Origin of the sequence: Streptomyces sp. NPDC002209, assembly GCF_042890265.1 — a bacterium.
Taxonomy (GTDB): Bacteria; Actinomycetota; Actinomycetes; order Streptomycetales; family Streptomycetaceae; genus Streptomyces.
On record NZ_JBIARX010000013.1, the window covers coordinates 64410 to 90722 of the forward strand.

Sequence of the window (26313 nt, forward strand, 5' to 3'; positions counted from 1 at the left end):
GCCCCCGCACCGCTCCTCCCCCCGGCCACCGCCGGGGGGAGGAGCGGTGGGGCTACGCCAGCTCCGCCGGCAGCGGATCCGCGTGCAGCAGCGTCAGGCCCGAGACCGCCCGGGTGAGGCAGACGTACAGGCGGCGCAGGCCCGTCCGCTCGTCCGGCTCGCCCGCGACGATCGCAGCAGGCTCGTCCAGGACCACGTAGTCGTACTCCAGGCCCTTCGCCAGCGACGCCGGCACCAGCGTCAGCCGCGCCTGCGCCGACGTCTCCTCGCCCGGCGACAGGTACGCCATCCCCGCCGCCCGCAGGGCCTGCGCCAGCTCCGGGATCCGCGCGTCCGCCGCGATCAGGCCGATCGAGCCCTCGTGGCCGAGCGAGGCGCGGCAGGCGTCCAGGACCGACGCCGTCAGGTCCGGCGTCGGCGCGACGACCAGCGAGCCCGGCGTCTCACGGACCGAGGAGACCGCGGCCAGCCCCGGGGAGATCGACGGCAGCAGCCGCGAGGCGTACGCGATCACCTCGCGCGGCACGCGGAAGCCCGCCGTCAGCTCCTCCAGCGCCGCCTCCGGCTTGCCCAGGTGCGCCAGGGCCTCGTCCCAGCTGCGCGTCGCCCACGGGGTCGTGCCCTGCGCGAGGTCACCCAGGACCGTCGCCGAGCCGGTCGTGCAGCGCCGGCCCACCGCCCGGTACTGCATCGGCGACAGGTCCTGCGCCTCGTCGAGGACGACATGGCCCAGCGAGTGCGTGCGCTCCACCAGGTCCGCAGCCTCGTCGATCAGGACCAGGTCCGCCGCCGACCACTTCGCCGACTTCACGCTGCGGAACGGCTTGGGCCACAGCAGGAGCTCCTGCTCCTCGGCCGACAGGACGCCCTCCGCGTGCTCCGCCAGGAACTCCGCGTCCGACAGCAGGCGGAGCACCAGCTTCGCCGGCTCCACGGCCGGCCACACCGCGTTGACCGCCGCCTTCACGGCGGAGTTGCGGGCCACCGAGTCCTGGACGCGGTCGTCGGGCGCCTCGCCCGCCTGCTCCATCCGTACGAGCACGGTGTGCGCGATCCGCTGCGGCAGCGCGTCGCGGGCGGCGCCGTAGCGGATGTCCCGGTCGAGGAGCTGCGCCACGATCTCCTCGAGCTCGTACGCCGGCACCCGCCAGCGGCGCGAACCGCGCACCACCATCAGCGGCTCGGCGGGCGCGGCGACGTGCGAGCGGACCGCGCGGCGCAGCACCTGCGCCATCCGGGCGTCGCCCTTGACCACGGCGGTCGCGGCGGCGTCGGCGGCGCGGATCTCCAGGCCGTCGCGCGCCACCAGGTCCTCGACGGTGGCCTGCTTGACCTCGAGCTCGCCCAGGGCCGGGAGGACCTGCTCGATGTACTGCAGGAAGGAACGGTTCGGCCCGATGACGAGCGTGCCGGTACGGGCGAGCCGCTCGCGGTGGGCGTACAGCAGGTACGCGACGCGGTGCAGGCCGACGGCCGTCTTGCCGGTGCCGGGGCCGCCCTGCACGCAGACGGAGCCGGACAGGCCGGAGCGGACGATCTCGTCCTGCTCGGGCTGGATCGTCGCGACGATGTCGCGCATGGGGCCGACGCGCGGGCGCTCGATCTCCTGCTGGAGCAGCTTGCTGACCGCGGCCGCCTCGGCGGGGTCGGAGAGGTGCTCGTCCTCGTACGCGGTGAGCTCGCCGCCCGTGTAGCCGAAGCGGCGGCGCAGCGCGATGTCCTGCGGGTCGTTCTTGGAGGCCCGGTAGAACGGCTGGGAGACGGGCGCGCGCCAGTCGATGACCATCGGGTCGCCGTCGGCGTCGTGGACGTGGCGGCGGCCGATGTAGAACTGCTCGCCGTCCGCACCCTCGGCGAGCTCGGCGCCGGGCGCGTGCAGGTAGTTGAGCCGGCCGAAGAAGAGCGGGGTGTGGGCGAGGTCGGCCAGCGCCTTGATCCGGTCGTCGATCTGGGCCTGGAGGACGATCGCGTTGACCCAGTTCGCGGTGACGTCGCGGATGTCGAGGGCCTCGACGTCCTCGCGCATGGCGCGCAGCGCGGCGCGGGAGGCGGTCAGGTGCGCCTGCTCGCGGGCGAGGGGGTGGGCGGCGCTGTCGCTGTCGTTGTCGATGCCGGTCTCGGGGGCGTGCGCGGACACGGAAATGCCTCCAGCTGCTGATCGGTACGGAACGATGCCCACCGGTTTCCGTCCGGCGGGCGGCTCTCCCCGAAACGGCGGCGGGAGGCGGCAAGAGCGGAGATTGTAGTCACCGTGCAGGCGGGGCGCGAACGCAATACCGGGGCGGACGTCCCTCCGGGGTGGGACGTCCGTACGGGTGTCATACCCGGGAGTGTCAGACCTGGGGCAGAGCCACTAGGGGGTGGCATGGGCCTGCAGGAGTAGGCGGCAGGGCCTGCGGTTCCACCCCGGGGGCGATGTGAAATCCGGGGCGGGAACGCACCATGGATACATGAGCACCGCAACCTTCACCCCGATCCGGGGCGGCCGCCCTAGCGGCGCCACCGCCACCTCCGACTCCCCTCCCCGCCACCTCGTGGGCAACGCCCTGCGCGCCGCGAAGGTCTTCGTGGCGGCCGCCGTGAGCGTCGTCGTGCTGGGCGAGTACGGCGAGGACGCGGGCGTCATACGCCGCTGACCCGGGCGCGGCCGCCGCTCAGCGCGCTGGCCGGATACCGGCGGAGCGCTGGCGCTGATCCACTAGGGTCACGCGCGTGACCCGGAGCGCCCGTCCCAGCCCCCCGCCGTCGCCCTTGGCCGGCGTGCTGGTCACGGGCCCGTTCCTCGTACTCGGCGTGCTCTGCATCGCGCTGCGCATCCCGATCGCCGACGGCCTCGTCGACGGGTTCTGCGCCGCCGAGTGGCGCCCTCCCGCCGCGTACCCGCCGTTCGCGGCGATCTTGTTCACGCCGGCCGCCTGGCTGCCCGCCGGCGTCCTGAAGGCCCTCTTCGTCCTCGGCAACGCCGGGCTGCTCGCCCTGCTGATCCTGATGTCCTGCCGCCTCGCGGGACTGCGGGCCCGGCCCGGGCCCGTCCTGGCCGCCACGGTCGCCGGGCTGTGGGTGGAGCCGCTGCTCCAGAGCCTGCCCGCGGGGCAGGTCAACCTGGCGCTCGCCTGCCTGGTCCTGTGGGACCTGCGACGGCCCCGCGCCGCGCTCGGCAAGGGCTTCGCGCTGGGCACGGCCGCCGGGATCACCCTGACGCCGGCGCTGTTCATCCCGTACCTGCTGCTGACCGGCCGGATCCGGGCCGGGCTGACGGCGCTGGGCGCCCTCGCCGGTACCGCCCTGCTCGGGCTGCTCGTCCTCCCGCAGGCCTCCGCGGAGTTCTGGGCCCGGCACCTGCCCGCCTCCGGCCGGGCCCTGCTGCTGGACTGGCCGCACCTGTGGGTCTGGGCCGTCCCGCTGCTCGCCCTCCTGGCCCGTGCGGCGGCATCCCGCCGCCGCACGGGCCCGAAGCCCGACCTCGTCCTGGTCCCCGTACGAAGGTCACCCCTCGGGCAGCAGGACGTCCGCGTCGTCGAGGAGCCGGTCAGTCGGCCGCCAGGAGTTCGTCGGCGTCCATGATCCGGTAGGCGTAGCCCTGTTCGGCGAGGAAGCGCTGGCGGTGCGCCGCGAAGTCCTGGTCGATCGTGTCGCGCGCGACGACCGAGTAGAACCGCGCCTCGTGGCCGTCCGCCTTCGGGCGCAGCACGCGGCCCAGGCGCTGGGCCTCCTCCTGCCGGGAGCCGAAGGTGCCGGACACCTGGATCGCGACCGTGGCCTCGGGCAGGTCGATGGAGAAGTTCGCGACCTTCGACACCACCAGCACGCTGATCTCGCCCTCGCGGAAGGCGTCGAAGAGCTTCTCGCGCTGCGCGTTGGACGTCTCGCCCTTGATGACGGGCGCGTCCAGGTGCTCGCCGAGCTCGTCGAGCTGGTCGATGTACTGCCCGATGACCAGGGTCTGCTCGCCCTGGTGCTTGCGCACCAGCGCCTCGGTGACCTTCCGCTTCGTCGCCGTCGTCGCGCAGAACCGGTACTTCTCCTCCGTCTCGGCGGTCGCGTACGCGAGCCGTTCCGACTCGGTGAGGTTCACCCGGACCTCGACGCAGTCCGCCGGGGCGATGTAGCCCTGCGCCTCGATCTCCTTCCACGGCGCGTCGAACCGCTTCGGGCCGATGAGGGAGAACACGTCCGACTCGCGGCCGTCCTCGCGGACCAGCGTCGCGGTCAGGCCGAGCCGCCGCCGCGCCTGGAGGTCGGCGGTGAACTTGAAGACCGGCGCCGGCAGCAGGTGCACCTCGTCGTAGAGGATCAGTCCCCAGTCCCGGGAGTCGAACAGCTCCAGGTGCGGGTAGACGCCCTTCCGCTTCGTCGTCAGGACCTGGTACGTGGCGATGGTGACCGGCCGGATCTCCTTGCGGGTGCCGGAGTACTCGCCGATCTCCTCCTCCGTCAGCGAGGTCCGCTTGACCAGCTCGTGCTTCCACTGCCGGGCCGAGACGGTGTTCGTGACCAGGATCAGCGTGGTCGCCTTGGCCTTCGCCATGGCCCCGGCGCCGACCAGCGTCTTGCCGGCGCCGCAGGGCAGCACGACCACGCCCGAGCCGCCGTGCCAGAAGCCCTCGACGGCCTGCTGCTGGTACGGCCGCAGCGCCCAGCCGTCCTCGACGAGGTCGATGGCGTGCGCCTCGCCGTCGACGTACCCGGCGAGGTCCTCGGCCGGCCAGCCCAGCTTCAGCAGGGTCTGCTTGATCTGCCCGCGCTCGGAGGGGTGCACGGCGACGGTGTCGGGGTCGAGCCGGGCCCCGACCAGCGGGGTGATCCGCTTGGACCGCAGGATCTCCTCGAGCACGGGACGGTCGGTGCTGGTCAGGACCAGCCCGTGGACGGGGTGCTTGGAGAGGGTGAGGCGGCCGTAGCGCGCCATGGTCTCGGCGACGTCGACGAGCAGCGCGTGCGGGACGGGGTAGCGGGAGAACTCGACGAGCGCGTCGACGACCTGCTCGGCGTCGTGCCCCGCGGCCCGGGCGTTCCACAGGCCGAGCGGGGTGATCCGGTACGTGTGGATGTGCTCGGGGGCCCGCTCGAGCTCGGCGAAGGGGGCGATGGCGCGGCGCGCGGCGCCGGCGAGCTCGTGGTCGACCTCGAGGAGGAGTGTTTTGTCGCTCTGGACGATGAGAGGCCCGTTCACAAACGTCCCTTTCCGGCGTGGGGTGGCTGCCCGGGCGCGGACGGCCAAACCTCCAGTCTGCCGTATCGGGGGCCCGGTGTCCGGGGCCCGACCGCCGGAGCCGTCCGTACGGTCATACGACCGGCGGCGGCAGGTCGGCCTACGGTGGGGGGATGGATGATCGACTTTCTTTCGTGCCGGACGGGTTCGACGTGCCGCTCGGCTTCGACGGGGACGGATTCCGGCTCGAGCCGCTCGGGGAGGCGCACAACGCGCGGGACCTCGCCGCCTGGGGCGGCAGCATCGCGCACGTGCGGGCCACGCCCGGCTTCCAGGGGCGGGGGTGGCCGCCGGTCGAGGGGATGACCGCCGAGGCGAACCTGGCCGACCTGGCCCGGCACGCACGGGACTTCGCGGCCCGTACGGGGTTCACGTACAGCGTCCTGGACGGTGACGAGGTCATCGGCTGCCTCTACATCTACCCGGGGAAGGACGCGCCCGAGCGGGTGCAGGTCAGCTCCTGGGTACGGGCCGACCGGGCTCCGCTCGACGAGGTCCTGTACGCCGCCGTCACGCGCTGGCTGGCCGAGGTGTGGCCGTTCGAGGAGGAGCGGATCGACTACGCGGCCCGGTGAACGCGCAAGGGGCCCGGCACGTGGTGTGCCGGGCCCCTTGCGTGTGGTGCGGGTGATCAGACGCGCGTGGCGCGGCGGCGACGGGCGCCGAGCCAGGCGGCGGCCCCGCCGAGGACGACGAGGGCGGCGGCCAGGCCGGAGTACAGAACGGTGTTGGAGCCGGCGCCGGTCTTCGCGAGGGAGCCCGTGGAGCCGGTGGCCTTGGTGTTGGAGTTGCCGGCGGCGGCGGCGGCCGCGGTGGTGGAGGCGGACGCCGAGGGCGTCGGGCTCGCGGACGGCTGCGTGGTGGCGGACTTGCTCGGGGTCGGCGACGGCGACGTGGTCACGGGGGCCGGGGTGAGCTGGAACTTCGTCTCGGCGCCGGAGAACGCGAAGGTGTTGCCCTCGGGGAGGGCGACGTTCGCGGACAGGGTGACGTCGGTGGCCTTCTTGTAGTCCGTGTTCGGGCCGAACGAGGTCCGCAGGTGCAGGACGCGCTCGCCGGAGGCGGCGCTGAAGCCCGCCGGGATCGTCGGCAGCATGAAGTTGTACGGGTCGGCGGTGCTGACGCCCTGCCACTTGCCGTCGACCAGCATCTCCAGCTGAAGGTTGGGCACCTTGACGTCGGTGCCGAAGTTCACGTCCAGCGAGGTGTACAGCGCCGTCTTGAACTCACCGTCGCCGGTGAGGCGGTAGGTCAGGTCCATCTCGCGGCACTGGAGAGCGGGAACGCCCTTGCAGTCGCCGACGTTCTTGAACGCGGTCTCCAGCTTGCCCGTCTTGACCGACGGGTCCGTCTTGAAGGTCAGGGAGGCGGTGTTGCCCTCCGCCACCTCGCCCGAGTAGCTCGTGGCCGTCAGCTTGAAGTCGCCGTTGGTGGTCGGGTAGCTCTTGCCGAGGCCGATCGTGACCTTCCAGGTCATCTTGGCGCCCGCCGGGATCTCGAAGCCCTCGCCGCCCGGCTTGCCCGCCGGGTGGAACATGCCCTGCCACTCGCCGTCCTGCTGTCCGATGGAGGACTCGGTCGCCGGCGCGGTCACGCCCTCGACCTTGAAGATGACGTCGCTCTGCGTGAGCGGGCTCGCGCCGGCGCCCTGCAGGAGCAGCCACGGGTGGAAGGAACTGGGCTTGTCCGTGGTGTTGGTGGCGGTCAGCTCGAAGGTCTCCGTCGCACCGCCGCGGGTCAGCGGGCCGCTCGGCGCCGGGGCGCCCATGGTCATCTTCAGCGCGCCGTGGTTGTCGGCGGCCGGGGCGGCGTACGCCGACAGCGGCATCAGGACGGTACCGGCGACGGCGGCGACGACGGCGGTGGCGGCCGCGGAGCGGAGGTTGCGGCGGGCGGCGGTGCGAGCGGACATGGTGGACTCCCCCCAAGGAATCACGAAGGCAGGCGAGCAGCGCAGAGCGGCGGCGGCCGGCGGAAGGCAGGTGAAGGCAAGGCGAGACAGCGAGGGCACAGCGGGGGTGAAGACGACGTACGGGAGGCCGTGGCGCAGTGCCGGGCCGGTGGTGCGGGGTGTCGCCCTCGGGCCGGTGTGTTTTCCTCGGCCGCTGCTGCGATGAACTGATCTTCACACATCGTGGATCACTAATCCATCGCCCGTCTGTCACCGCTGTGCAACAGGGTCGGCAGGCCCCTGTAACCCCTCTGAGCTGCGCAAACGATATTTCGTATTCCGCTTCGCGCGCCGGATCCGCTACGCGCCCAGGTGCTCCAGCGGGCCCGCCGGATACGGGGTCTCCACGGGCAGCAGGGTCCGCGCCGCGGCCTCGTCGCCGGACCGGACCAGGCCGTGGATCTCGCGGGCCAGCGGGGTCACATCGCGGATGGCGACCGTCCACTCGTCGGCGTACGCGCGCGAGGCCGGACCGGACAGGCCCAGCTGGAGCGAGCGGTGGGCCAGGGGGTTCAGGTGCAGGTCGCGCTCCGGGTCCCACTGGACGCGGGCGGGGGACTCGCGCAGGGCCTGCTGCCAGGCCTCGCGGTCGGTGTGCGTGCCGCGTTCGAAGTGGGACAGGCAGGCGTGGCGCAGCGCGTGGTCGAAGCCCTCACGGGTGATCTCGACGGCCAGCACCGTCTCCTGATCGGCCTTGGCGGCCCAGCCGCAGCGGTACATCATCCACAGGAACGACGGCTTGATCCACGTCATGCGCTCCCGCTTCCAGGCGGGCGGGAACCGGCCGTCGCGGGCCGCGGGCACGCCCAGCCGGGGCGCGTACGCCTGGTAGACGGTGACGGTGGTGTCGGTGTGGGCCGCGCGGATCTGCCGGTCCGGGAGCGCTGCCTGACGCTTCGTTTCTTGCATGGGACCAGGGTGCGGGGTGCACACCCCGCGCTGCGAGCCGTTTTACAGGTGCTCCTCCGCCAGTTCCGCGACCCCCGTGATCCGGTGCAGCGCGTACGTCCGGACCTCGTCCGCCGTGTGGTCGTACCCGGTGACGAAACCGCCCTCGACCCGGACCGGGTCGATGACCCGCTGGCTCGCCGCGCCGTCCGCGTTCACGTACCCGATCCACACCGCCGACCCGGTCAGCGCGGCAGCCTGCACCGTCGCCAGGGTCTCCGCCGCGCTCGTGCGCGGGAGTTCGCCCGGGACGGCGGACGCCGCGGCCGGCTCCTTGCGCACCGCCGTCGCCGCCAGATCGCCCGCGCGGATGGCCCGTACGGCCGCCCCCAGCAGCGTCGCGTCCGGTACCGGTGGGCCGTCCGGCACCGGGACGGGCGCCGAACGCGCCGGGGTGCGGCGGGTGTCGGCCCGCGCGACCAGCACGTCGCCGGTACGGGACTCCGCGGCCGGCGCGTAGCCCATCGCCCGCAGCCCGTCGAGCAGCGCGCCCGGTTCGGCCTGCGCCGCGAGCACGGTCGGGGCGAGGCGCCGCAGGCCCAGCCCGGCGGACCGCTTGTCGGCCATGATCTCGTTCAGCATGCCGTCGTCGTCGCAGCGCACGTAGGAGGACGCCGCACCGACCCGCAGGTGCCCGTGCCGCCGGGCCACGTCGTCGATCAGGTACGCCAGCGGCTGCGGGACCGGCGTGATGCTGTGCTCGGCGAGGAAGGCGTGCAGGTCGGAGGCGGTCCGACCGGAGTCCAGGGCCCGGCGTACGGAGCCGGGCGTGAAGCGGTAGACGGTCGCCCCGCCCTTGGACTCCACGTCCGCGAGCACGGCCAGCACGTCCCCCAGCGCCCGGCGCAGCGGCCCGGGCGCCACCGCCGTCAGGTCGGCCTGGAGCAGTACGTGGTCCACGGGCTCCGGCAGCAGCGGCGCCAGCAGCGGCGCCGGGTCGCGGTGTTCCAGCAGCGCGCGGCCGGCCCCGGCGAGCGCGCCGCGGCCGGTGACGCCGAGCACCTCGGCCTCCGTCAGCGTCCACTGCGCGAGGCGGGCGCGCAGCTCGCTCGTCCCCCGTACGGGGCGCTCCCAGGCGAGCCGGGCCAGGAGGGAGTCCGGGGCGGCGGAGCCGCCCTCGGGCAGGGCGGCGAGGAGTTCGAGGACGCGCCGGCGCACCTCGGGGGCGGCGGAGCGGTCGAGGTCGGGGCCCAGCACGGACAGGGTGCGGCCCTTGGAGTCCTGATCGCCGACCAGGCCTGCGGTGCGGGTGGCCGGCAGCCAGGCCGCGGCGAGGGCCGACCACCGCTCGGCGGGCGGGAGTTCGAGCCAGTCGTCGAAGGCGGGGGTGGGCGCGTACCGCTCGTCCGCCTCCCCGTCGCTGGCCAGCAGCCCGGCCGCGTAGGCGAGTTCGATCCAGAACGCGGCCGTCGCCTCGGTGGTGTCCAGGGTGGCCGCGGTCCGCTTCAGGTCGCGTACGGACAGCCCGCCGGCCCGCAGCACCGGCGGCCCGGTGTGCTCCCAGGACTTCACCAGCTCCTCGACGGTGGACTGCGCGGCCAGCGCCTGCCCGGCCGCATTGGCGTCCACAAGCTGTGGACGGTGCTCGCGGTCCGCGGGCACCGCCGGCGCCAGCGGCTGCGTCACCCGGTGCGCGAGGCCGCCGCGCAGGTGCAGCGCCACCTCGCGGGGCAGCACGACGGTCCGCGCGGACGCCGGCAGCAGCAGCCCGTGGTCGCGCAGCCAGCGCACGGGTGCGGTCGGGTTCGGCGTGACCTCCCCGTACGGCGGACCCCACACGAGCCGGCCGAGCACCTGGTGGGCCTCCGCCGGGGCCTCGTCCAGCAGCGCCGACATCCGCTCCGTATCGGCGAACAGGCCGGTCAGCGCGGTGACGGCGGACACCGGGTCGTGCGTGGCGGGCAGCCCGGCGGCGGCCACGATCTCCTGGACCCGGGTCGGTGACATCCCGGCGGTGGCCTCGGCGACGGTCGGGCCGAGGCCCGTGGGGGAGGGCCGGCCGGCGGCCGGCGCGAGCAGTTCGCGGGCCGTGCGGACCAGCCGGAGCCGCTCGTCGTCGCCCCAGACCAGCGCCTGGTCGCGCAGGGTGGCCAGGGCGCGCGGGAGTTCGGCGCGGGCGCCGTTGTCCTCGCCCGTGGAGCCCTGCTCGCCGGCCAGCAGCGACTCCAGCACCGGGTAGGGGCACGGGTCCGGGGCCACCGCGAGGGCCTCCGCGGTCTGCAGCGCGAACCGGTCGAGCCGGTCCAGCGCGCGGACCACCGAGGCCCGGGTGCCGGCCCGGGTGGCCAGCTGGGTCATGTCGCCGGGCACCGGGCCGAGCAGGTCCGGGCGGGCGTGCAGCAGGGTGGCGAGCGATGCGTCGTCGCGGGCGCGCAGCGCCTCCGCGAGGGAGCGCGGGGCGTTGCTCGCTGTGGCGCTTCCCGCAGCGCTGCTTGGCTCAGGCACGGTCGCCTCCATGGTCGCGTCGGCCGGTCCCCATCCGGCCAACGGTATCCGCTGCGCCCTCGGCCGCTCCACGGGCGCACGCGCTACCTTTTCGAGTGGGTGGTACGGGAGGAGCCGGGCGTGGGGATCGAGAGCGACCATCTGGTCTACGAATATCTGAGCCGGGTCGGGGACTTGGCGCAGCGGCGGCAGCTGTCCTCCGGGGACCGGATGCGGCTGGTGGCGGGGCTGCGGGACGAGATCGACCGTCGGCGCGCCAAGTACGAGCCGGAGACCCCGGCGGCCGTACGCCGCATCCTGGAGCGGATCGGCACGCCGGAGGAGGTCCTCGACGGCATGGGCGCGTCCCCGGCCCCGGCGACGCGGGCCGCCACCCCCGACCGGGCGCCGGCGGTGCCGACCCAGCGGGGGCCCGGCCGGCTGCTGCGCAAGACGGTGCCGCCGCCGCGCCCGGCGGCCGGCGGTGCCGCGCCGCCGCACCTGGCCGGGCTCGACGAACTCGGCTCCGACGACGGGGCGGAACCCGACTGGTGGCGGGTCGCCCCGGGGCCGTACGGCGCGGGTCCGCAGGTGGAGGGCTTCGCGGGCGGGGTGGAGATCCCGGAGCTGTTCGGGCAGCCGGAAGAGGAGAAGCCGGAGCCCGCGGCGGGTCCGTCCCGCGCACCGGCCGCCGAGGAGACGTCCGGCGTACGGGGCCTCGTACGGTTCCTGAAACAGCGCCGGCAGGCCAAATCGGCTGCGGCCGCGGCCGATCCGCAGAAGGCGGCCGCGGCGGCCGCCGCCCCGCGGCCGAAGCCGCACGCCTTCCTGCTGCTGGCCGCCGTCGTGCTCGTGGCGGGCGCGGTCACCGGCTCCTGGCTGCTGCTGATCGGCGGCTGGCTGCTGGCGTACGCCTCGCGGGTGCTGGGGCCGACGGAGCGCAAGGTGGTCGTCTTCGGGCTGCCGGGGGCCGTGTTCGCGGGCGCGGTGGTGTGGCTGTGGGGCCGGCTCGAGGGGCGCTGGGGGGCCCCGCTCACGGACGAGGGGCTCGGCGGGGTCTTCCAGGGCATGTGGCCCTGGCTGGCCCGGGCCGCGGCCGTCGCCTCCGCGCTGTACCTGGTCTGGCGCGGCCGTCGCCGCTGAGCCGCCCGGTGGCGACCGGGAGGGTTCGCGGCGGCATGTCACCGAGTTCACCGTCCGGTAAGGCCAGGCCAACTCCGCGTTCCCGGCCGTCCGCCCCGGCTCGGCACAATGGACGTATGAGCTCCGAGACCCCCACCGTGCCCGCCGCGTCGGCCCAGCTGACCGTCGGCTTCGACCTCGACATGACCCTCATCGATTCGCGCCCCGGCATCAAGGCCGCCTACCAGGCACTTTCCGCCGAGACGGGCACCTTCATCGATGCGGACCAGGCGGTCACGCGGCTCGGTCCGCCGCTGGACGAGGAGCTCGCGTACTGGTTCCCGCAGGCGGAGATCCCCGCCATGGCCGACCGCTACCGGGAGATCTATCCCACCCACGCCATCGAGCCGACGCCCGCGATGCCCGGCGCCCGCGAGGCCATCGAGGCCGTCCAGGCGCTCGGCGGCCGCGCGATCGTCGTCACGGCCAAGCACGAGCCCAACGCCCGGCTGCACCTGGCGCACCTCGGCATCGAGCCGGACGCCGTCATCGGCTGGCTGTGGGCCGAGGCCAAGGCGGGCGCGCTGCGCGAGTACGGGGCGCAGGTCTACGTCGGCGACCACGTGGGCGACGTACGCGGCGCCCGCACGGCCGGCGCGCTGTCGGTGGCGGTCCCGACCGGCCCGTGCCCCGAGCCGGAACTGCGCGAGGCGGGCGCGGACGTGGTGCTGCCGGACCTCACGGCGCTGCCGCAGTGGCTCGCGGAGTACGTCCGCACGCAAACCGTCTGATCCGGGGGGGCTAAGCCTGGGAGGCTCGGGCGGCCCGGCGCTGGGCCGCCGCCGAGCGCAGCACGCCCGCTGCCGAGATGGCGAAGCCGACGCCCATCAGCATGCACACGGCCCACGCGTACGACGGGAACGGGTCCGTGTGCAGGAACAGCGGGGCCATCGTCACGAGGGTGGCCACGGCGCCGGCGATGAACACGATGCCGCCGGCGCGCACCAGGCCGTCGCCGGGCCGCGCTTCGTCGGGATGAGGAGTAACAGTCACCCCACCAGGGTAGTTCCCTGGCCGAAGCAGCCGACAGCACAGCCGACAGCGAAGAGCCGGCGAAGGACCGGGGAACGTCTTGTCACCTGTCGATCGCCCACTAGCCTGGATACAGCGGGTCACCATGACCCGCTGCGCTGTTGTCCGGAGCCGCCGTGCGGCGTACCGGACCCCGACGAGCACAAGGACAGAGGACGGACGTGCCTACCGGCAAGGTCAAGTGGTTCAACAGTGAGAAGGGCTTCGGCTTTCTCTCCCGCGACGACGGCGGTGACGTCTTCGTCCACTCGTCGGTGCTCCCGGCCGGGGTCGACGCACTCAAGCCCGGCCAGCGCGTCGAGTTCGGCGTTGTCGCCGGACAGCGCGGTGACCAGGCGCTTTCCGTGACCGTGCTGGACCCGGCGCCCTCCGTGGCGGCCGCGCAGCGCCGCAAGCCCGACGAGCTGGCCTCGATCGTGCAGGACCTGACGACCCTGCTGGAGAACATCACTCCGATGCTGGAGCGCGGCCGCTACCCCGACAAGGTGCACGGCACGAAGATCGCCGGTCTGCTGCGCGCGGTGGCCGACCAGCTCGACGTCTGAGCCCGTACGCACGACGGTGCCCCGGCCTTCGCGAGAGGGCCGGGGCACCGTCGTGTCTGCCTGAAAGGGCCTCAGGGGAAGGCCAGCGCACCCGGTGCGATGGCCGGTACCAGACCCTCGGCCGCGGCCCGCGTCAACAGCCCGCGCACCGCCGCGTACCCGGCTTCGCCGAGGTCGGCGGTGAACTCGTTGACGTACAGCCCGATGTGCTGGTCGGCGACCGCCGGGTCCAGCTCCTGCGCGTGGGCACGGACGTACGGGCGCGAGGCCTCCGGGTCGTCCCAGGCCATCCGCACCGACGCACGGGCCGACTCGGCCAGCGCGTGCAGGGTCTCGGCGCCCAGCGAGCGCTTGGCGATGATCGCGCCCAGCGGGATCGGCAGCCCGGTCGTGGACTCCCAGTGCTCGCCCATGTCGGCCAGGCAGTGCAGCCCGTAGTCCTGATAGGTGAACCGGGCCTCGTGGATGACCAGCCCGGCGTCCACCCGGCCGTCGCGGACGGCCGGCATGATCTCGTGGAACGGCAGGACGACGACCTTGCCGACGCCCTCCGGCAGCACGTCCGCCGCCCACAGCCGGAACAGCAGGTAGGCGGTGGAGCGTTCGCTCGGCACGGCGACGGTCTTGCCGGCCAGGTCCACGCCCGGCTCCCGCGTCAGCACCAGCGGCCCGCAACCCCGCCCGAGCGCCCCGCCGCAGGGCAGCAGCGCGTACTCCTCCAGCACCCAGGGCAGCACGGCGTACGACACCTTCAGCACGTCCAGCTCGCCGCGCTCGGCCATGCCGTTGGTGATGTCGATGTCGGCGAAGGTGACGTCGAGGCCGGGCGCACCCGGGACGCGCCCGTGGGCCCAGGCGTCGAAGACGAAGGTGTCGTTCGGACAGGGCGAATAGGCGATCTTGACCGCCGGCTGCGGCTCACGACTCATGTCGGTGCTCTCCCCAATGGACGAGTACGGGCCCCAGGGCGCGGAATCCGGCGGTGAGCGCGGCCAGCGCGTCCCCGATCCGCCAGGCGTCGCGGTCGCGGGGGCCGACGGCGTTGGACACGGCGCGGATCTCCAGCACGGGCAGCCCGTGCGCGGCGGCCGCCTCCGCGACCCCGAAGCCCTCCATGGCCTCGGCCCCGGCGAGCGGATGCCGGGCGGCGAGCAGGGCCGCGCGGTCGGCGGTGCCGGTGACGGTGGAGACGGTCAGCACGGGCGCGAGCAGCGCCCCGGTGGCCTCGGCGGCGCGGGCGGCGAGCTCGGCGGGCGGCAGGTGCACGCTGTGCCCGAAGCCGAGCTGCTGTACGTCGAGGAAGCCGCCCGGGGTCTCGGCCCCGAGGTCGGCGGCCACGACGGCGTCGGCGACCACGAGGGAGCCGACGGGGGCGGCGGGCGCGAACCCGCCGCCGATGCCGGCGGAGACGACGAGGGAGTAGTCGGCCAGCGCGAGTGCGGTGGCCGTGGCGGCCGCGGCGGCGGCCGGCCCCACCCCGCCGACGAGCACGTCGGCGGCGAGGCCGGGCAGATCCCGCCGGGACAGGAGGTACCCGCCGGGCAGCGCGCGCGGCTCCGGCGTCACCGGGTCCGGATGAGGGGTGGGCCCGGTCAGGCCACTGACGACGGAGTCTGCCTCCGCCGCCACCGCGGTCACGATGAGCGCGCGCACCGGCGGTACGTGGCTACTTGAGCTTGACGTTGTAGGCCCAGACGGCGAGGGGCTTGCCGTCCTCGCCCACCTGGACGATGTTCAGCTTCTTGGAGGACGGGGCCTCGCCCTGGCCGCCGGTGGCGAAGATGTCGGCGCCGGGGAAGCTGCGGTAGGTGTTGGACGAGGGCTCGGTGATCGGCTGGCCGTCCAGGACCGCCTGCCACCGCTTGCCGTCCTCGACGACTTCCGGCTCGACACCGAGGCGCAGGGTGTCCCCGCGGCCGTACTCGATGGTCTTGGCGTCCTTCATGTCGGTGAGGCACTCCTGGACCTTGTCCATGGAGAGCTCCTTGTCGTCGGAGCAGGCGGCCTCGGTGGACACCGACGACGTGCCGACCGTCACGGTCGCCAGCGGCGTCGGCTTGTCGCAGGCGGAGAGGAGGAGGAGGCCGGCGGACACGGCTCCGAGGGCCGCGACGCTGCGGCGGCCCCTACCCGAGAAAAGCGGTGCGGTCATGAGCCGAAGGCTATCGGGCCACCCGGCTCCGCCGCCGCACGGGGGTCCCGCGTGGCCTGCGGCGCGGCGCGCCGCCCGCCCCGGGAGGCTCGGATCGCTACGCCACCCGGGGGCGCGGGGAGCCCGGGTGGTGGTGGCGGGGCGAGGTCAGGAGGCCGCGGACGGCCATCGTGGTGCCCGCCGCGACGATGGCCGCGGCCACGGCCATGCCCAGTACCCCGTTCAGCGGCAGCGCGATGCCGATCGCGCCGCCCAGTACCCACGCCACCTGCAGCAGCGTCTCCGAACGGGCGAACGCGGACGTCCGTACCGCCTCCGGCACGTCCCGCTGGATCATCGCGTCCAGCGACAGCTTCGCCAGCGCCTGGCAGAACCCGGCGGTGGCGCCCAGGACCGCCATGAACAGCCCGCTGAAGAACACCGCCGCCAGGACCGCGACCCCCAGGGTCACCGACAGCACCGCCGCGATGATCGTCTCCGGCGCCCGGGCCCGCAGCCAGGCGCCCACCGCCGTCCCGCACGCGTTCCCGACGCCCGCCGAGACGCCCACGATGCCCAGCGACACCGCCGCGCTCTGCCCGGCGAGGGGGTGCTCCCGCAGCAGGAACGCCAGGAAGAAGATCAGGAACCCGGACAGTGCGCGCATCGAAGCGTTCGCCAGCAGCCCGCACATGACCGACGGGCTGACCGTGCGCAGCCCCGGTTTGCGCGAGTGCGGCTCGTGCGTGGACAGCCGGGCCCGCCGCTCGCCCTTCGCCTCGTCCACCTTGTGGGGCAGCGTGAACGCCGCGAACGTGCCCCCGAGGAAGATGGCGCAGGCCCCGTACAGCGGCCAGGGCGGCCCGATGGTGTGCAGCCCCGCCGCGACCGGCGCGGCCGCGGCCGTGGCGAGCAGGCCCGCCAGGGTGACCCGGGAGTTCGCCTTGACGAGGGAGAACTTCGGCGGGAGCAGCCGCGGCACCACCGCACTGCGGACCACCCCGTACGCCTTGGACGCGACGAGTACCCCCAGCGCCGCCGGGTAGAGCTCCAGCCCGCCCGTGGCCACCGCGCCGGACATCATCACCGCGAGCAGCGCCCGCGCGAGCATCGCGCAGGCCATCGCGGCCCGCCGCCCGTGCGGCAGCCGGTCCAGTGCCGGGCCGATCACCGGGGCCAGCACGGTGAACGGGGCCATGGTGATGGCCAGGTACAGGGCGACGCGGCCGCGTGCCTCGTCCGTGGGTACCGAGAAGAACACGGTCGAGGCCAGCGCCACGGTGATCATCACATCGCCGGCGCCGTTGATGGCGTGCAGCTCGATCAGCTTGCCGAGGCCCGATTCGCCGGCCCCGTGCGCGTGCGTGGCCCGCCGGATCCCGCGGGCCGTACCGGTGAAAGGGCGGTGCAGGGCACGCCCGACGGCCCGGCCGGCCCGCCTGGCCGGTCCCGAGCCGTCACGGGACGACCGTACGGGTGCCACACTCGACATAGTGCCCCACGGACCCTGCCGGGTCCCGTCCCGGCGCGTTACGGGCGCCCGTCGGGTCGCCGTCGGGCTGTGGTCGGGCCGCTGTCCGGGCGTCGTCCGGAGGGTGTAGGAGCGATGTCTGCGTGCGGGCTTGTCCGCGAATCGGACCTTGCATGTGGGCCCAAGGCTTCGGAGGAGGTAGCGTGCGTAGCGCGCCACCGGCGGTTGCTCTCGGCCGCGCGCCTCTTCGCGATCCCGCAGAATGGATAGCAGGTAGGTGCGCCCGAGGCCGATCGGGTGCGGACGTCGACGCGGCCCTCTGGTCCGCTCCGCCCGCGCCACGTACGGACAGGACCGACGGGTCGTTGTGGACGACAGTACGGACGGCGCACTCGTGAGACGGCGTAGGAGAGAACGAGACCTGTGAGTGCTGCGACGACGCGAAGCCGTACCCCCGACCGCCTGTGCGCCGAGGCGGTAGACCTCGCCCGTGCGGCGGCCGAGGAAGCCGCCGCTCCCGGAGTGGTGGGCGAGCACGTCTCCGCCGTCGCGGAGGGCGACCGGGTCGTCACGCACTTCTTCGAGTGCAAGGACCCCGGCTACCGGGGCTGGCGCTGGGCCGTCACCGTGACGCGCGCCTCCCGCGCCAAGAACGTCACCCTCGACGAAACGGTGCTGCTTCCGGGCGAGGACGCCCTCCTGGCCCCCGAGTGGGTGCCGTGGAGCGAGCGACTGCGCCCCGGCGACATGGGCCCCGGCGACCTGCTGCCCACCGACGCCGAGGACCTGCGGCTGGAGCCGGGCTGGTCGGGCGAGGACGTCCCGCCGCCGAACTCGCTCGTCTCCAGCGAGATGGCGGAACTGGTCGAGGCCGAGGACGCCGACGTCACCGACCGCACCGTGGTACCCGTACGGGGGTCCATCGCCTCCGTCGCCGAGGAACTCGGCATGCGGCGGGCCCGCGTCCTGTCCCGCTACGGGCTGCACAGCGCCGCCGACCGCTGGGACGAGTCCTTCGGGGCCAAGACGCCGATGGCCCAGGCGGCACCCGCCTCCTGCGTCTCCTGCGGGTTCCTCGTCGCGATCGGCGGCTCGCTCGGCCAGGCCTTCGGCGTCTGCGCCAACGAGTTCGGCCCGGCCGACGGACACCTCGTCTCCCTCTCGTACGGCTGCGGCGGCCACTCCGAGGCCGCGGTCATGCCGAAGCCGCTGCGCCCGGCACCGCCGGTGCTCGACTCGATGGCCTCGGACGAGTTCCCGCTGCGCCCGGCCCCCGACACGGGCTCGGTGCCCTCGACGGACCTCCCGGCCGCCGACCTCGGCCACTCGTAGCCGTACGCGGCGAGGAGTGCGTGCCGCCCGGCGGGGCGACGGCCCCGCCCGTGCGGCGTACCCTCGGCGCATGGGGGAAGACGGCATGGTGGGGCTGGACGGCCGGGTGACCGGGACGGTGGGCCCGGGCCTGGTGGGCGAGGTCATCGTCCGCATCCGGGGCGGCGCGGAGCACTTCCTCGCGCACCCGGCGCACGGGACGGGCCGGCTGCCGGTGGGCACGGTGGTGACCGTCGTCGAGTACCTGCCGCCGCGCACGGTGTACGTGATGGCGGCGTACGACAACTGAGCCCCGGCGCCACCTGCGCGGATGTGGTTCGTATCAAGATGGCGACAAGAAACCGCCAGCGTCTTCTTAACGGCCCGGCACAGGAGCACACTCGCCCTCGTCAGTGTCGAACGGCACTGCGATAAGGGGGCGTTGCCGATGGCTATCGGCGTCGTGGCGGGAATCGTTCTCGCCGCAATCCTGGCCTTGATCGGCCTGTTCAAGCTCATGTGGCGGGTGGCCGAACCGAACGAGGCACTCGTCATCTCCGGCTCCACGCACCGCACCGAGGGCATCGGCGAGGGCATGGGGTTCCGGATCGTCACCGGGCGCGGAACCCTCGTGGTCCCCGGTGTGCAGGCGGTGCGCAAGCTGTCGCTGGACCTCAACGAGACCCAGCTGAACGTGGACTGCGTGACCCACCAGGGCATCCCGCTGCGGGTGAAGGGCGTCGTGATCTTCAAGATCGGCGACGACCTCGTGTCCATCGCGAACGCGGCACGCCGCTTCCTGGACCAGCAGAAGATGATGCCCGAACGGGTGCACATCGTCTTCGCCGGCCATCTGCGCTCCATCGTGGGCGGGTTGACGGTCGAGGACATGATCCGCGACCGGGAGAAGCTGACCGGGCAGACCCGGGCGGCCTGCGGTACGGAGATGGAGAAGCTCGGCCTGATCGTCGACTCGCTGCAGATCCACGAGATCGAGGATCCGACCGGCTACATCAAGAACCTGGCGATGCCGCACGCGGCCGCCGTCCAGCGGGACGCGCGCATCGCGCAGGCCGAGGCGAACCGTTTGGCCACCGAGGCCGAGCAGACCGCGTTCGCCCGGATGGCGGAAGCCACCCGAGACAGCGAGATCCTCCAGGCCGGCTACCAGGCCGAACGCGACAAGGCCGCCGCGACCGCCCGCCAGGCGGGCCCGCTCTCGGAGGCGGCGGCCCGCCAGGAGGTCGTCGTCCAGGAGACCCGGGTCGCCGAGCTCGAGGCGCACCGGCGCGAGCAGCAGCTCCAGGCCGACGTACGCAAGCCCGCGGACGCGGCGGCGTACGAGACCCGCACCCGCGCCGAGGCCGAGCGCGACGCCCGCATCTCGGCGGCGCAGGCCAAGGCCAAGGAGACGGAGCTGGCGGCCGCCGCCGAGGCCACGCGCGTGACGACGGCGGCGACCGCGGACGCGGCGGCCACCGAGGCGCGGGGGCTCGCGGCCGCGAAGGCCACCCGGGCGACCGGTGAGGCCGAGGCCGCGGCCACCCAGGCCAAGGGCCTCGCGGTGGCGGCGTCGGCGAAGGCGAAGGGCCTCGCCGAGGCCGACGCGATCAAGGCGCGGGCCGCCGCACTGGCCGAGAACCAGGAGGCGGTGGTCGCGCAGCAGCTCGCCGAGAACTGGCCGGCGATCGTGGAGGCGGGCGCCGGGGCCTTCGGGAACGTGGAGCACATGGTGCTGCTCAACGGGGCCGAGGGCATGTCGGAGATGTTCGCGAAGGCGCTGACCATGGGCGGCACCGGCCTGGGCCTGGCCCGCCAGCTGCTCGCGTCGATGTCCCAGCCGCCCGCCCCGGGGACCGCTGCGGGGACCACCCCGGTGAACGGCAGCACGGCCTCCTCGTCCCACCAGATCCCGATCGCGGAGGCGTAACCAGCCCGGCGCGAGCCTGACCCGGACGGGTTAGGCTCGCGCCCATGAGGCTGTTCGCCGCGGTGATGCCGCCCCAGGAGGCCGTCGAGGAGCTCCGCGAGGCCGTCGGGGCCGCACGGGGCGCCCCGCCCGTCGCGCAGGACCGGCCGCCCGTCGGGCACGAGCGGCTCCGCTGGACCGGGGAAGCGGGCTGGCACTTCACGCTCGCCTTCATGGGCGAGGTGCGCGACCCCGTCCTGCCGGACCTGTACGCCCGCCTGGCGCGCGCCGCGCACCGCACCGACCCGTTCCCCCTGCGCATCCACGGCTCCGGGCACTTCGGCGAGCGTGCCCTGTGGGTCGGCGCCGCCGGCGGGCTCGACCAGATGCGGATGCTCGCCGAGCGCGCGGACGCCGCCGCCCGCCGGGCCGGGGTCCCGATGGACCAGCACCGCCGGTACACCGCCCACCTCACCCTGGCCCGCAGCCACGGCGGCACCGACCTGCACCCGTACCTGGAGGCCCTCGCCGGCTTCGAGGGCACGCCCTGGCAGGTCGGGGAGCTCAGCCTGGTCCGCAGCAACCTCCCGACCGGTGGGGTCCCCGGGGAGCAGCCCCGCTACGAGGTCCTCGAGGCCTGGCCCCTGGGCGCTTGACCCTCGGTACGGGAACGGCGGAGGACCGCGTTACGCTCGACGGGTGGATCCCAAGACCCGAAACCGCGTAATGGCCGGAGTACTCGTGCTGATGTTCGTCGTCGTGGCAGTGGCAGCCGCCGTGGGGCAGTAGCCGGCCCGCGCGGGCCCTTGCCTGGAGTGGGCTCCAAGCAGTTGGCTAGGGGCTCATGAAGTACACACAGCTGGGACGCACCGGACTCAAGGTCAGCCGACTGGTACTCGGCACGATGAACTTCGGTCCGCAGACAGACGAACCCACCAGCCACTCGATCCTGGACGCCGCGCTCGCCTCGGGTCTGAACTTCGTGGACACGGCCAACGTCTACGGGTGGGGTGAGAACAAGGGCCGCACCGAGGAGATCCTCGGCACCTGGTTCGCCCAGGGCGGCGGCCGGCGCGAGAAGACCGTGCTGGCCACCAAGGTGTACGGAAACATGGCCGGCGAAGGCGACCCGTGGCCCAACTACGACCGGCTCTCGGCGCTGAACATCCGCCGGGCCGTCGAGGCCAGCCTCAAGCGCCTGCAGACGGACTACATCGACCTCTACCAGTTCCACCACGTCGACCGCCGGACCCCCTTCGAGGAGATCTGGCAGGCCGTCGACGTGCTGATCCAGCAGGGCAAGGTGCTGTACGCCGGTTCGTCGAACTTCCCCGGCTACAAGATCGCCCAGGCCAACGAGACGGCCGCGCGGCGCGGCTCGGTCGGGCTGGTCAGCGAGCAGTGCCTGTACAACCTCGCCGAGCGGCGCGCCGAGATGGAGATCATCCCGGCCGCGCAGGAGTACGGCCTCGGGGTGATCCCGTGGTCCCCGCTGCACGGCGGGCTGCTCGGCGGTGTCATCAAGAAGGAGGTCGAGGGCGGCCGCCGGGCCGAGGGCCGATCGGCGGAGGCGCTGGCCAACACCTCGGTGCGGGCGCAGGTGCAGGCGTACGAGGACCTGCTCGACAAGCACAGCCTGGAGCCGGGCGAGGCGGCGCTGGCGTGGCTGCTGACCCGGCCCGGGGTGACGGGCCCGATCGTGGGTCCCCGTACGGCGGAGCAGCTGGAGAGCGCCCTGCGCGCGCTGGAGCTGGAGCTGCCGGAAGAGGTGCTCACCGGCCTGGACGAGATCTTCCCCGGCCCGGGCGCCTCGCCCGAGGCGTTCGCCTGGTGATCCGGTAGGAGTGACGGCGCTACCGGTCCGCGCCCCGGCGCGGGGCGCGGACCGGTAGCCGGTCGCGGATCAGTCGTGGGGGAACTCGGAGGTGTCGAGTTTCAGGCCCTCCACCGTGTCCGTGAGGTCGATCTCGTCCCCGAAGGCGATCTTCGTCTCCGTGGCGTAGTCCCCGTCCTTGGGCTGGGTGTGGAGCACGCAGCGGCGGGTGTAGGGGTCGACGATGAGGTACGCGGGCACTTCGGCGGTCGCGTACGCGGCCTTCTTGGGTCCGTAGTCGTTCGCCGCGGTGCCCTTGGAGATCACCTCGGCGACGAATTCCACGTCCTCGTGGCGCCAGTGAGCCGCGTCGTCCTTCGTGGCATCGGCACCGAGCAATGCGACGTCCGGCGCGAACCCGTTCAGACGGCCCGGAAAGTCGATGCGTACGTCCGAGAGGGCTTTCACTCCCATGCCGAACTGGTCTTCCAATGCGCGGACGATCCTGCGGATGATCTCCCAGTGCGTGTCCCGCTGCGGCGACATGTAGACGGTCCCCTCGACGATCTCGACCTTCAATCCCTCGGGGACGGGCTCAAGCGCATCGAACATCTCGTCCAAGGCGTGCTCGCTGCTGATGTCGGCCATCTCGATCCTGTCGGTCTCTACGACGGTCACCGTGGCGCTCCTCCCCGCTGCCGCACGGGGGCGCGGGCAGCCGCGTAGTACAACGATACGCACGGAGAGCGGGTTACGGCGGAAACGCCGGGTGCGGCCCCACGGGCCGTCAGGGCATCCGGTAGGGGCCGCCGATGCCCCACGCCTGGTGCAGGACCGCCGCGAACTCCCCGGCCAGGCGGTGCTCGCCGGAGGCGTTGGGGTGGGTGCCGTCGTAGGTGTCCCGGTGGATCTCGTACGAGGCCGGGCGCGCGGCCAGCAGGATCGGCGAGGCCTCGGTCGACAGGTCGGCGACGGCCTTCGCGAGGAGCTCGTTGAACCGGGCGACCTCGGCCGCGAAGGGCGCGTCGGACTCGGCCCGGACGTTCGGGATGACCGGGAGCAGGATCATCCGGATGCCCGGCCGGACGGCGCGGGCCTCCGCGACGAAGCGGCGGGCGTTGGCCGCGGTCTCCTCGGCGCCGGTGTAGAAGCCGAGGTCGATCAGGCCGAGGGAGACGAGGAGTACGTCGGCCCCGCCGGAGCGCACGGCGGAGCCGATGAGCGGGGCCATGTGCTGCCAGCCCTCGCCCCAGCCGGCGAGGTGGCGGCGGGCGTGCTCCGGGAAGCCGGGGTCGGCGTACGCATGGCTGGTCGGCTCGTTCGCGGAGGTGTCGAACAGCTCGCAGCGCGGGCCGACGATCTCGTACGGCCCGCCGAGGGCGGTGTCGAGGTGCTGCCACATCCGGTAGCGCCAGGTGTAGTCGCCGGCGCGTCCGATGGTCATGGAGTCGCCGACGAACATGAAACGCATCCGGTCATCATCGCGGATCACGAGCCGGGAGCCCCTGTGATGCCGGACACGCGGGGCGGGCTGGCACGCTTGGGGGTATGCGACTCCTGCCGTTGACCGCCGCCATTGCCCTTGTCGTGCTGCCGGGTTCGGCCGCCGCGGCCGCCCGGACCTCCGCTTCCGTGGCGTCGGGGTTCACGATCGCCGATCCGCGGATCAAGGAGTCGAGCGGGCTGGCGGCGAGCCGGATCCACCCGGGCGTCTACTGGACGCACAACGACAGCGACGACGGCCCCTACGTGTACGCGGTGGACTCGGCGACCGGCAGGACCGTGGCCCGGGTGACGCTGGCCGGGGTGGGGACCCCGCGCGACGTCGAGGCGATCTCGCTGGGCCCGGACGGGCAGTTGTACGTCGGGGACATCGGCGACAACCTGAACGGGAGCTGGGACCACGTCTGGATCTACCGCTTCCCGGAGCCGAAGCAGCTGGCCGATGTCACGGTCAAGGCCGAGCAGTTCACCGTGCGGTACGCGGACGGGGCGCGCAACGCGGAGGCGCTGATGGTGCATCCGGTGACGGGCCGGGTGTACATCGCGAGCAAGAGCGAGGACAAGGGCGGGCTGTACGAGGGGCCGGAGACGCTGTCCGCGTCGGGGACGAACGTGTTCCGGCGGGTGGCGGACCTGCCGTGGGTCACGGACGGGGCGTTCTCGCCGGACGGCGGCCGCCTCACGCTGCGCGGCTACTTCTTCGCGCGGACGTACCCGTGGAAGGACGGGAAGCCGCAGGGCGAGGGCGAGCGGGTGGACGCGCCGTGGCAGGGGCAGGCGGAGTCGGTGACGTACTCGGCGGACGGGTCGACGCTGATGTTCGGATCGGAGGGGGAGTCGAGCCGCGTGGTGGCCGTCGCGGTGAAACCGGCGGCGTCCGACGGCCCCGCGGCTCCCGCGAGGCCGGGCGCGACGGCGGCCTCCGGGGCCCCCGGCCCTGCGGGCGAGCAGGGCGGGGGCGGCTTCACGAAGGGCGCCGCCGTCCTTGCCGTGGGCACGGCCCTGGTCCTCGGGGCCAAGCGGCTCCTGCGCCGCAAGCCCCTCAGCTCCTGATCCGCTACGCCGCCGTGACCAGTTCGCGGGCGCGGGGGGAGGGGACGAACGTGACGCCGTGGCGGCTCACGCTCAGGCGGAGGTTGCCGACCCGGGAGAGGACCACCGCGATCGTCGCGGCGGCGGCCAGTGAGACCAGACCGCCCGCGGCCATGCCGATGCGGGCCCCGTACGTGTCCGTCACCCAGCCGACGATCGGTGCACCGATCGGGGTGCCGCCGGTGAACACCATCATGAACAGGGCCATCACCCGCCCGCGCATCTCGGGGTCGGTGGCCATCTGGACGCTCGCGTTGGCGGTGACGTTGACCGTCAGCCCGAACATCCCGATCGGCACGAGCAGCGCCGCGAACAGCCAGAACCCGGGTGCGAAGGCCGTCACGACCTCCAGTACGGAGAACAGCAGCGCCGCCGCGACCAGCAGCCGCAGCCGGGAGTTGCCCCGCCGCGCCGCCAGCAGCGCACCCGCGAGGGAGCCCGCCGCGATCAGGGTGTTGAACAGGCCGTACGTGCCCGCGTCCCCGTGGAAGACGTCGCTGACGAACGCCGACAGCCAGATCGGGAAGTTGAACCCGAAGGTGCCGATGAAGCCGACCAGCACGATCGGCCAGATCAGCTCCGGGCGCCCGGCGACGTAGCGCAGGCCCTCCCGCAGCTGCCCCTTGGCGCGCGGCTGCGGCTCGACCGGGTGCAGTTCGCGCGTCCGCATCAGCAGCAGGCCGGCGACGGGCGCGGCGAAGGACAGCCCGTTCAGCAGGAAGGCCCAGCCGGAGCCGACGGCGGTGATCAGCACACCGGCGATCGCCGGGCCGACCAGCCGCGCGGACTGGAAATTGGCGGAGTTCAGGCTGACGGCGTTGGCGAGCTGCTCCTTGCCGACCATCTCGGAGACGAACGTCTGCCGTGCCGGGTTGTCCACGACGGTGACGAGGCCGAGCAGGAAGGCCGCGAGGTACACGTGCCAGACCTGGACGTGTCCGGCCAGGGTGAGCGCGGCGAGGGCGACGCCGGTCAGGCCCATCAGGGACTGCGTGGCGATCAGCAGCGGCCGCTTGGGCAGCCGGTCCGCGAGTACGCCTCCGTAGAGGCCGAACACCATCATCGGCAGGAACTGCAGCGCGATCGTGATGCCGACCGCGGAAGCCGAGCCGGTCAGGGACAGGACCAGCCAGTCCTGGGCGATGCGCTGCATCCAGGTGCCGGTGTTGGACACCGCCTGTCCCGTGGCGAAGAGCCGGTAGTTGCGGATCTTCAGCGAGCTGAACATCGAGCTGTTCCCGCCCGCGGCGCGCGTGGTGCGCGCAGTGCTAGTGGTGGATGTATGGCCGGGTGCGGAGTCTGCTCCGTTTCCCGTACTCAAAAGCGTTCGCCTCCTGGCGTCGTCTCCTACAAGTGCGCGAGCTTCTCCAGGACGGGCGCGGCCTCGCGCAGCTTGGCCCATTCGTCCTCGGTGAGCTCGGCCGCGAGCCCGGCCAGGAAGGCGTTCCGCTTGCGACGGCTCTCCTCGAGCATCGCTTCGGCCTCCTCGGTCTGGGTGACCACCTTCTGGCGGCGGTCGTCCGGGTGCGGCTGCAGCCTGACCAGTCCCTTGGCCTCCAGCAGCGCGACGATGCGTGTCATCGACGGCGGCTGGACGTGTTCGCGCCGGGCCAGCTCACCGGGGGTGGCCTGGCCGCACCGGGCGAGGGTGCCGAGGACCGACATCTCGGTCGGGCTCAGCGATTCGTCGACGCGCTGGTGCTTGAGGCGCCGGCCCAGCCGCATGACGGCGGAGCGGAGGTCGTTCACGGCGGCAGCGTCGTCGCCATGGGTAAGGTCGAGCATCTCT

Annotated in this window: 26 protein-coding genes; 12 read left to right on the forward strand and 14 right to left on the reverse strand. The window is 73.4% G+C overall.

The genetic code is table 11. The features are described from left to right. Positions 1-52: 52 nt before the first annotated feature. The gene (locus tag ACFYXK_RS24390; RefSeq protein WP_389413075.1) at positions 53-2026 is read right to left on the reverse strand and encodes a HelD family protein; all 1974 of its coding nucleotides are present in this window, start codon (positions 2024-2026) and stop codon (positions 53-55) included. 424 nt (positions 2027-2450) lie between these two features. Between ACFYXK_RS24390 and ACFYXK_RS24395 the strand changes: the two genes are divergently transcribed. Together ACFYXK_RS24395 and ACFYXK_RS24400 are read left to right on the forward strand one after the other, a co-directional pair. Then, on the forward strand, positions 2451-2636 hold the full coding sequence (locus ACFYXK_RS24395; protein ID WP_054225709.1) for a hypothetical protein: 186 nt from the start codon (positions 2451-2453) through the stop codon (positions 2634-2636). A gap of 76 nt (positions 2637-2712) precedes the next feature. Further along, entirely contained in the window at positions 2713-3564 is an 852-nt protein-coding gene (locus ACFYXK_RS24400; RefSeq protein WP_389412998.1) for a glycosyltransferase family 87 protein, read from the forward strand. Here ACFYXK_RS24400 and ACFYXK_RS24405 read toward each other — a convergent pair. Further along, a complete protein-coding gene (locus ACFYXK_RS24405) occupies positions 3530-5173 on the reverse strand; it encodes a DNA repair helicase XPB (RefSeq protein ID WP_389412999.1) in 1644 nt (547 codons plus the stop codon). The genes ACFYXK_RS24400 and ACFYXK_RS24405 overlap by 35 nt on opposite strands. Positions 5174-5325: 152 nt before the next feature. On the opposite strand from ACFYXK_RS24405, the gene ACFYXK_RS24410 reads away from it, so the two are divergent. Further along, complete coding sequence (locus ACFYXK_RS24410) at positions 5326-5787, forward strand: N-acetyltransferase (RefSeq protein ID WP_389413000.1); 462 nt, start codon at positions 5326-5328, stop codon at positions 5785-5787. Positions 5788-5843: 56 nt separating this feature from the next. Here the strand turns inward: ACFYXK_RS24410 and ACFYXK_RS24415 are convergent, their stop codons facing one another. From ACFYXK_RS24415 to ACFYXK_RS24425, 3 genes are all read right to left on the reverse strand, one after another. Next, positions 5844-7124, reverse strand: a complete 1281-nt coding sequence (locus ACFYXK_RS24415; RefSeq protein ID WP_389413001.1) for an LPXTG cell wall anchor domain-containing protein — start codon at positions 7122-7124, stop codon at positions 5844-5846. A 339-nt stretch (positions 7125-7463) separates the two neighbouring features. Next, positions 7464-8072 carry a DUF4291 domain-containing protein gene (locus ACFYXK_RS24420; RefSeq protein WP_389413002.1) on the reverse strand — a complete coding sequence of 203 codons (609 nt, stop codon included), beginning with the start codon at positions 8070-8072 and terminating at the stop codon, positions 7464-7466. Between the two features lie 42 nt (positions 8073-8114). Beyond that, positions 8115-10568, reverse strand: a complete 2454-nt coding sequence (locus ACFYXK_RS24425; RefSeq protein WP_389413003.1) for a helicase-associated domain-containing protein — start codon at positions 10566-10568, stop codon at positions 8115-8117. A gap of 108 nt (positions 10569-10676) precedes the next feature. Between ACFYXK_RS24425 and ACFYXK_RS24430 the strand changes: the two genes are divergently transcribed. Next, positions 10677-11678: a hypothetical protein gene (locus tag ACFYXK_RS24430; RefSeq protein WP_389413004.1), complete on the forward strand. Its 1002-nt coding sequence runs from the start codon at positions 10677-10679 to the stop codon at positions 11676-11678. Between the two features lie 116 nt (positions 11679-11794). Beyond that, positions 11795-12448 carry an HAD family hydrolase gene (locus tag ACFYXK_RS24435; protein ID WP_389413005.1) on the forward strand — a complete coding sequence of 218 codons (654 nt, stop codon included), beginning with the start codon at positions 11795-11797 and terminating at the stop codon, positions 12446-12448. A gap of 10 nt (positions 12449-12458) precedes the next feature. Here ACFYXK_RS24435 and ACFYXK_RS24440 read toward each other — a convergent pair whose 3' ends face one another. Further along, positions 12459-12710, reverse strand: coding sequence for a hypothetical protein (locus tag ACFYXK_RS24440; RefSeq protein WP_383516964.1), 252 nt, complete (start codon positions 12708-12710; stop codon positions 12459-12461). 200 nt (positions 12711-12910) lie between these two features. Between ACFYXK_RS24440 and ACFYXK_RS24445 the strand changes: the two genes are divergently transcribed. Then, positions 12911-13294, forward strand: a complete 384-nt coding sequence (locus tag ACFYXK_RS24445; protein ID WP_030012939.1) for a cold-shock protein — start codon at positions 12911-12913, stop codon at positions 13292-13294. A gap of 71 nt (positions 13295-13365) precedes the next feature. On the opposite strand, the gene ACFYXK_RS24450 is transcribed toward ACFYXK_RS24445, so the two are convergent. The 4 genes from ACFYXK_RS24450 to ACFYXK_RS24465 form a co-directional block, all read right to left on the reverse strand. Continuing rightward, positions 13366-14223 (reverse strand): 1,4-dihydroxy-6-naphthoate synthase, encoded by an 858-nt coding sequence (locus tag ACFYXK_RS24450; protein WP_389413006.1) that lies wholly within the window; start codon positions 14221-14223, stop codon positions 13366-13368. Then, positions 14213-14947, reverse strand: coding sequence for a futalosine hydrolase (locus ACFYXK_RS24455; protein WP_389413007.1), 735 nt, complete (start codon positions 14945-14947; stop codon positions 14213-14215). The genes ACFYXK_RS24450 and ACFYXK_RS24455 overlap by 11 nt, the downstream gene beginning before the upstream one ends. A 13-nt stretch (positions 14948-14960) precedes the next feature. After that, positions 14961-15446 (reverse strand): hypothetical protein, encoded by a 486-nt coding sequence (locus ACFYXK_RS24460; RefSeq protein WP_030298656.1) that lies wholly within the window; start codon positions 15444-15446, stop codon positions 14961-14963. Between the two features lie 97 nt (positions 15447-15543). Continuing rightward, the gene (locus ACFYXK_RS24465) at positions 15544-16917 is read right to left on the reverse strand and encodes an MFS transporter (protein WP_383516954.1); all 1374 of its coding nucleotides are present in this window, start codon (positions 16915-16917) and stop codon (positions 15544-15546) included. 402 nt (positions 16918-17319) lie between these two features. Here ACFYXK_RS24465 and ACFYXK_RS24470 point away from each other — a divergent pair, with 402 nt between their 5' ends. The 5 genes from ACFYXK_RS24470 to ACFYXK_RS24490 all read left to right on the forward strand — a co-directional run bounded on the left by ACFYXK_RS24470 (position 17320) and on the right by ACFYXK_RS24490 (position 21950). Next, positions 17320-18228 carry a DUF3027 domain-containing protein gene (locus ACFYXK_RS24470; RefSeq protein ID WP_383516952.1) on the forward strand — a complete coding sequence of 303 codons (909 nt, stop codon included), beginning with the start codon at positions 17320-17322 and terminating at the stop codon, positions 18226-18228. A gap of 70 nt (positions 18229-18298) precedes the next feature. Beyond that, entirely contained in the window at positions 18299-18517 is a 219-nt protein-coding gene (locus tag ACFYXK_RS24475; protein ID WP_030156898.1) for a hypothetical protein, read from the forward strand. A 138-nt stretch (positions 18518-18655) separates the two neighbouring features. Further along, a complete protein-coding gene (locus tag ACFYXK_RS24480; RefSeq protein ID WP_383516949.1) occupies positions 18656-20137 on the forward strand; it encodes a flotillin family protein in 1482 nt (493 codons plus the stop codon). Between the two features lie 44 nt (positions 20138-20181). Continuing rightward, positions 20182-20772 (forward strand): RNA 2',3'-cyclic phosphodiesterase, encoded by a 591-nt coding sequence (thpR, locus tag ACFYXK_RS24485; RefSeq protein ID WP_389413008.1) that lies wholly within the window; start codon positions 20182-20184, stop codon positions 20770-20772. 188 nt (positions 20773-20960) lie between these two features. Continuing rightward, positions 20961-21950: an aldo/keto reductase gene (locus tag ACFYXK_RS24490; protein WP_389413009.1), complete on the forward strand. Its 990-nt coding sequence runs from the start codon at positions 20961-20963 to the stop codon at positions 21948-21950. Positions 21951-22019: 69 nt separating this feature from the next. On the opposite strand, the gene ACFYXK_RS24495 is transcribed toward ACFYXK_RS24490, so the two are convergent. Beyond that, the gene (locus ACFYXK_RS24495) at positions 22020-22607 is read right to left on the reverse strand and encodes a Uma2 family endonuclease (protein WP_389413010.1); all 588 of its coding nucleotides are present in this window, start codon (positions 22605-22607) and stop codon (positions 22020-22022) included. Between the two features lie 109 nt (positions 22608-22716). Next, positions 22717-23400, reverse strand: a complete 684-nt coding sequence (locus ACFYXK_RS24500; protein WP_389413011.1) for a GDSL-type esterase/lipase family protein — start codon at positions 23398-23400, stop codon at positions 22717-22719. 77 nt (positions 23401-23477) lie between these two features. Here ACFYXK_RS24500 and ACFYXK_RS24505 point away from each other — a divergent pair, with 77 nt between their 5' ends. After that, positions 23478-24485, forward strand: coding sequence for a WD40 repeat domain-containing protein (locus ACFYXK_RS24505; protein WP_389413012.1), 1008 nt, complete (start codon positions 23478-23480; stop codon positions 24483-24485). 4 nt (positions 24486-24489) lie between these two features. On the opposite strand, the gene ACFYXK_RS24510 is transcribed toward ACFYXK_RS24505, so the two are convergent. Then, a complete protein-coding gene (locus ACFYXK_RS24510; RefSeq protein WP_389413013.1) occupies positions 24490-25845 on the reverse strand; it encodes an MFS transporter in 1356 nt (451 codons plus the stop codon). Positions 25846-25871: 26 nt separating this feature from the next. Continuing rightward, complete coding sequence (locus ACFYXK_RS24515) at positions 25872-26309, reverse strand: MarR family winged helix-turn-helix transcriptional regulator (RefSeq protein ID WP_030156888.1); 438 nt, start codon at positions 26307-26309, stop codon at positions 25872-25874. Positions 26310-26313: the final 4 nt, after the last annotated feature.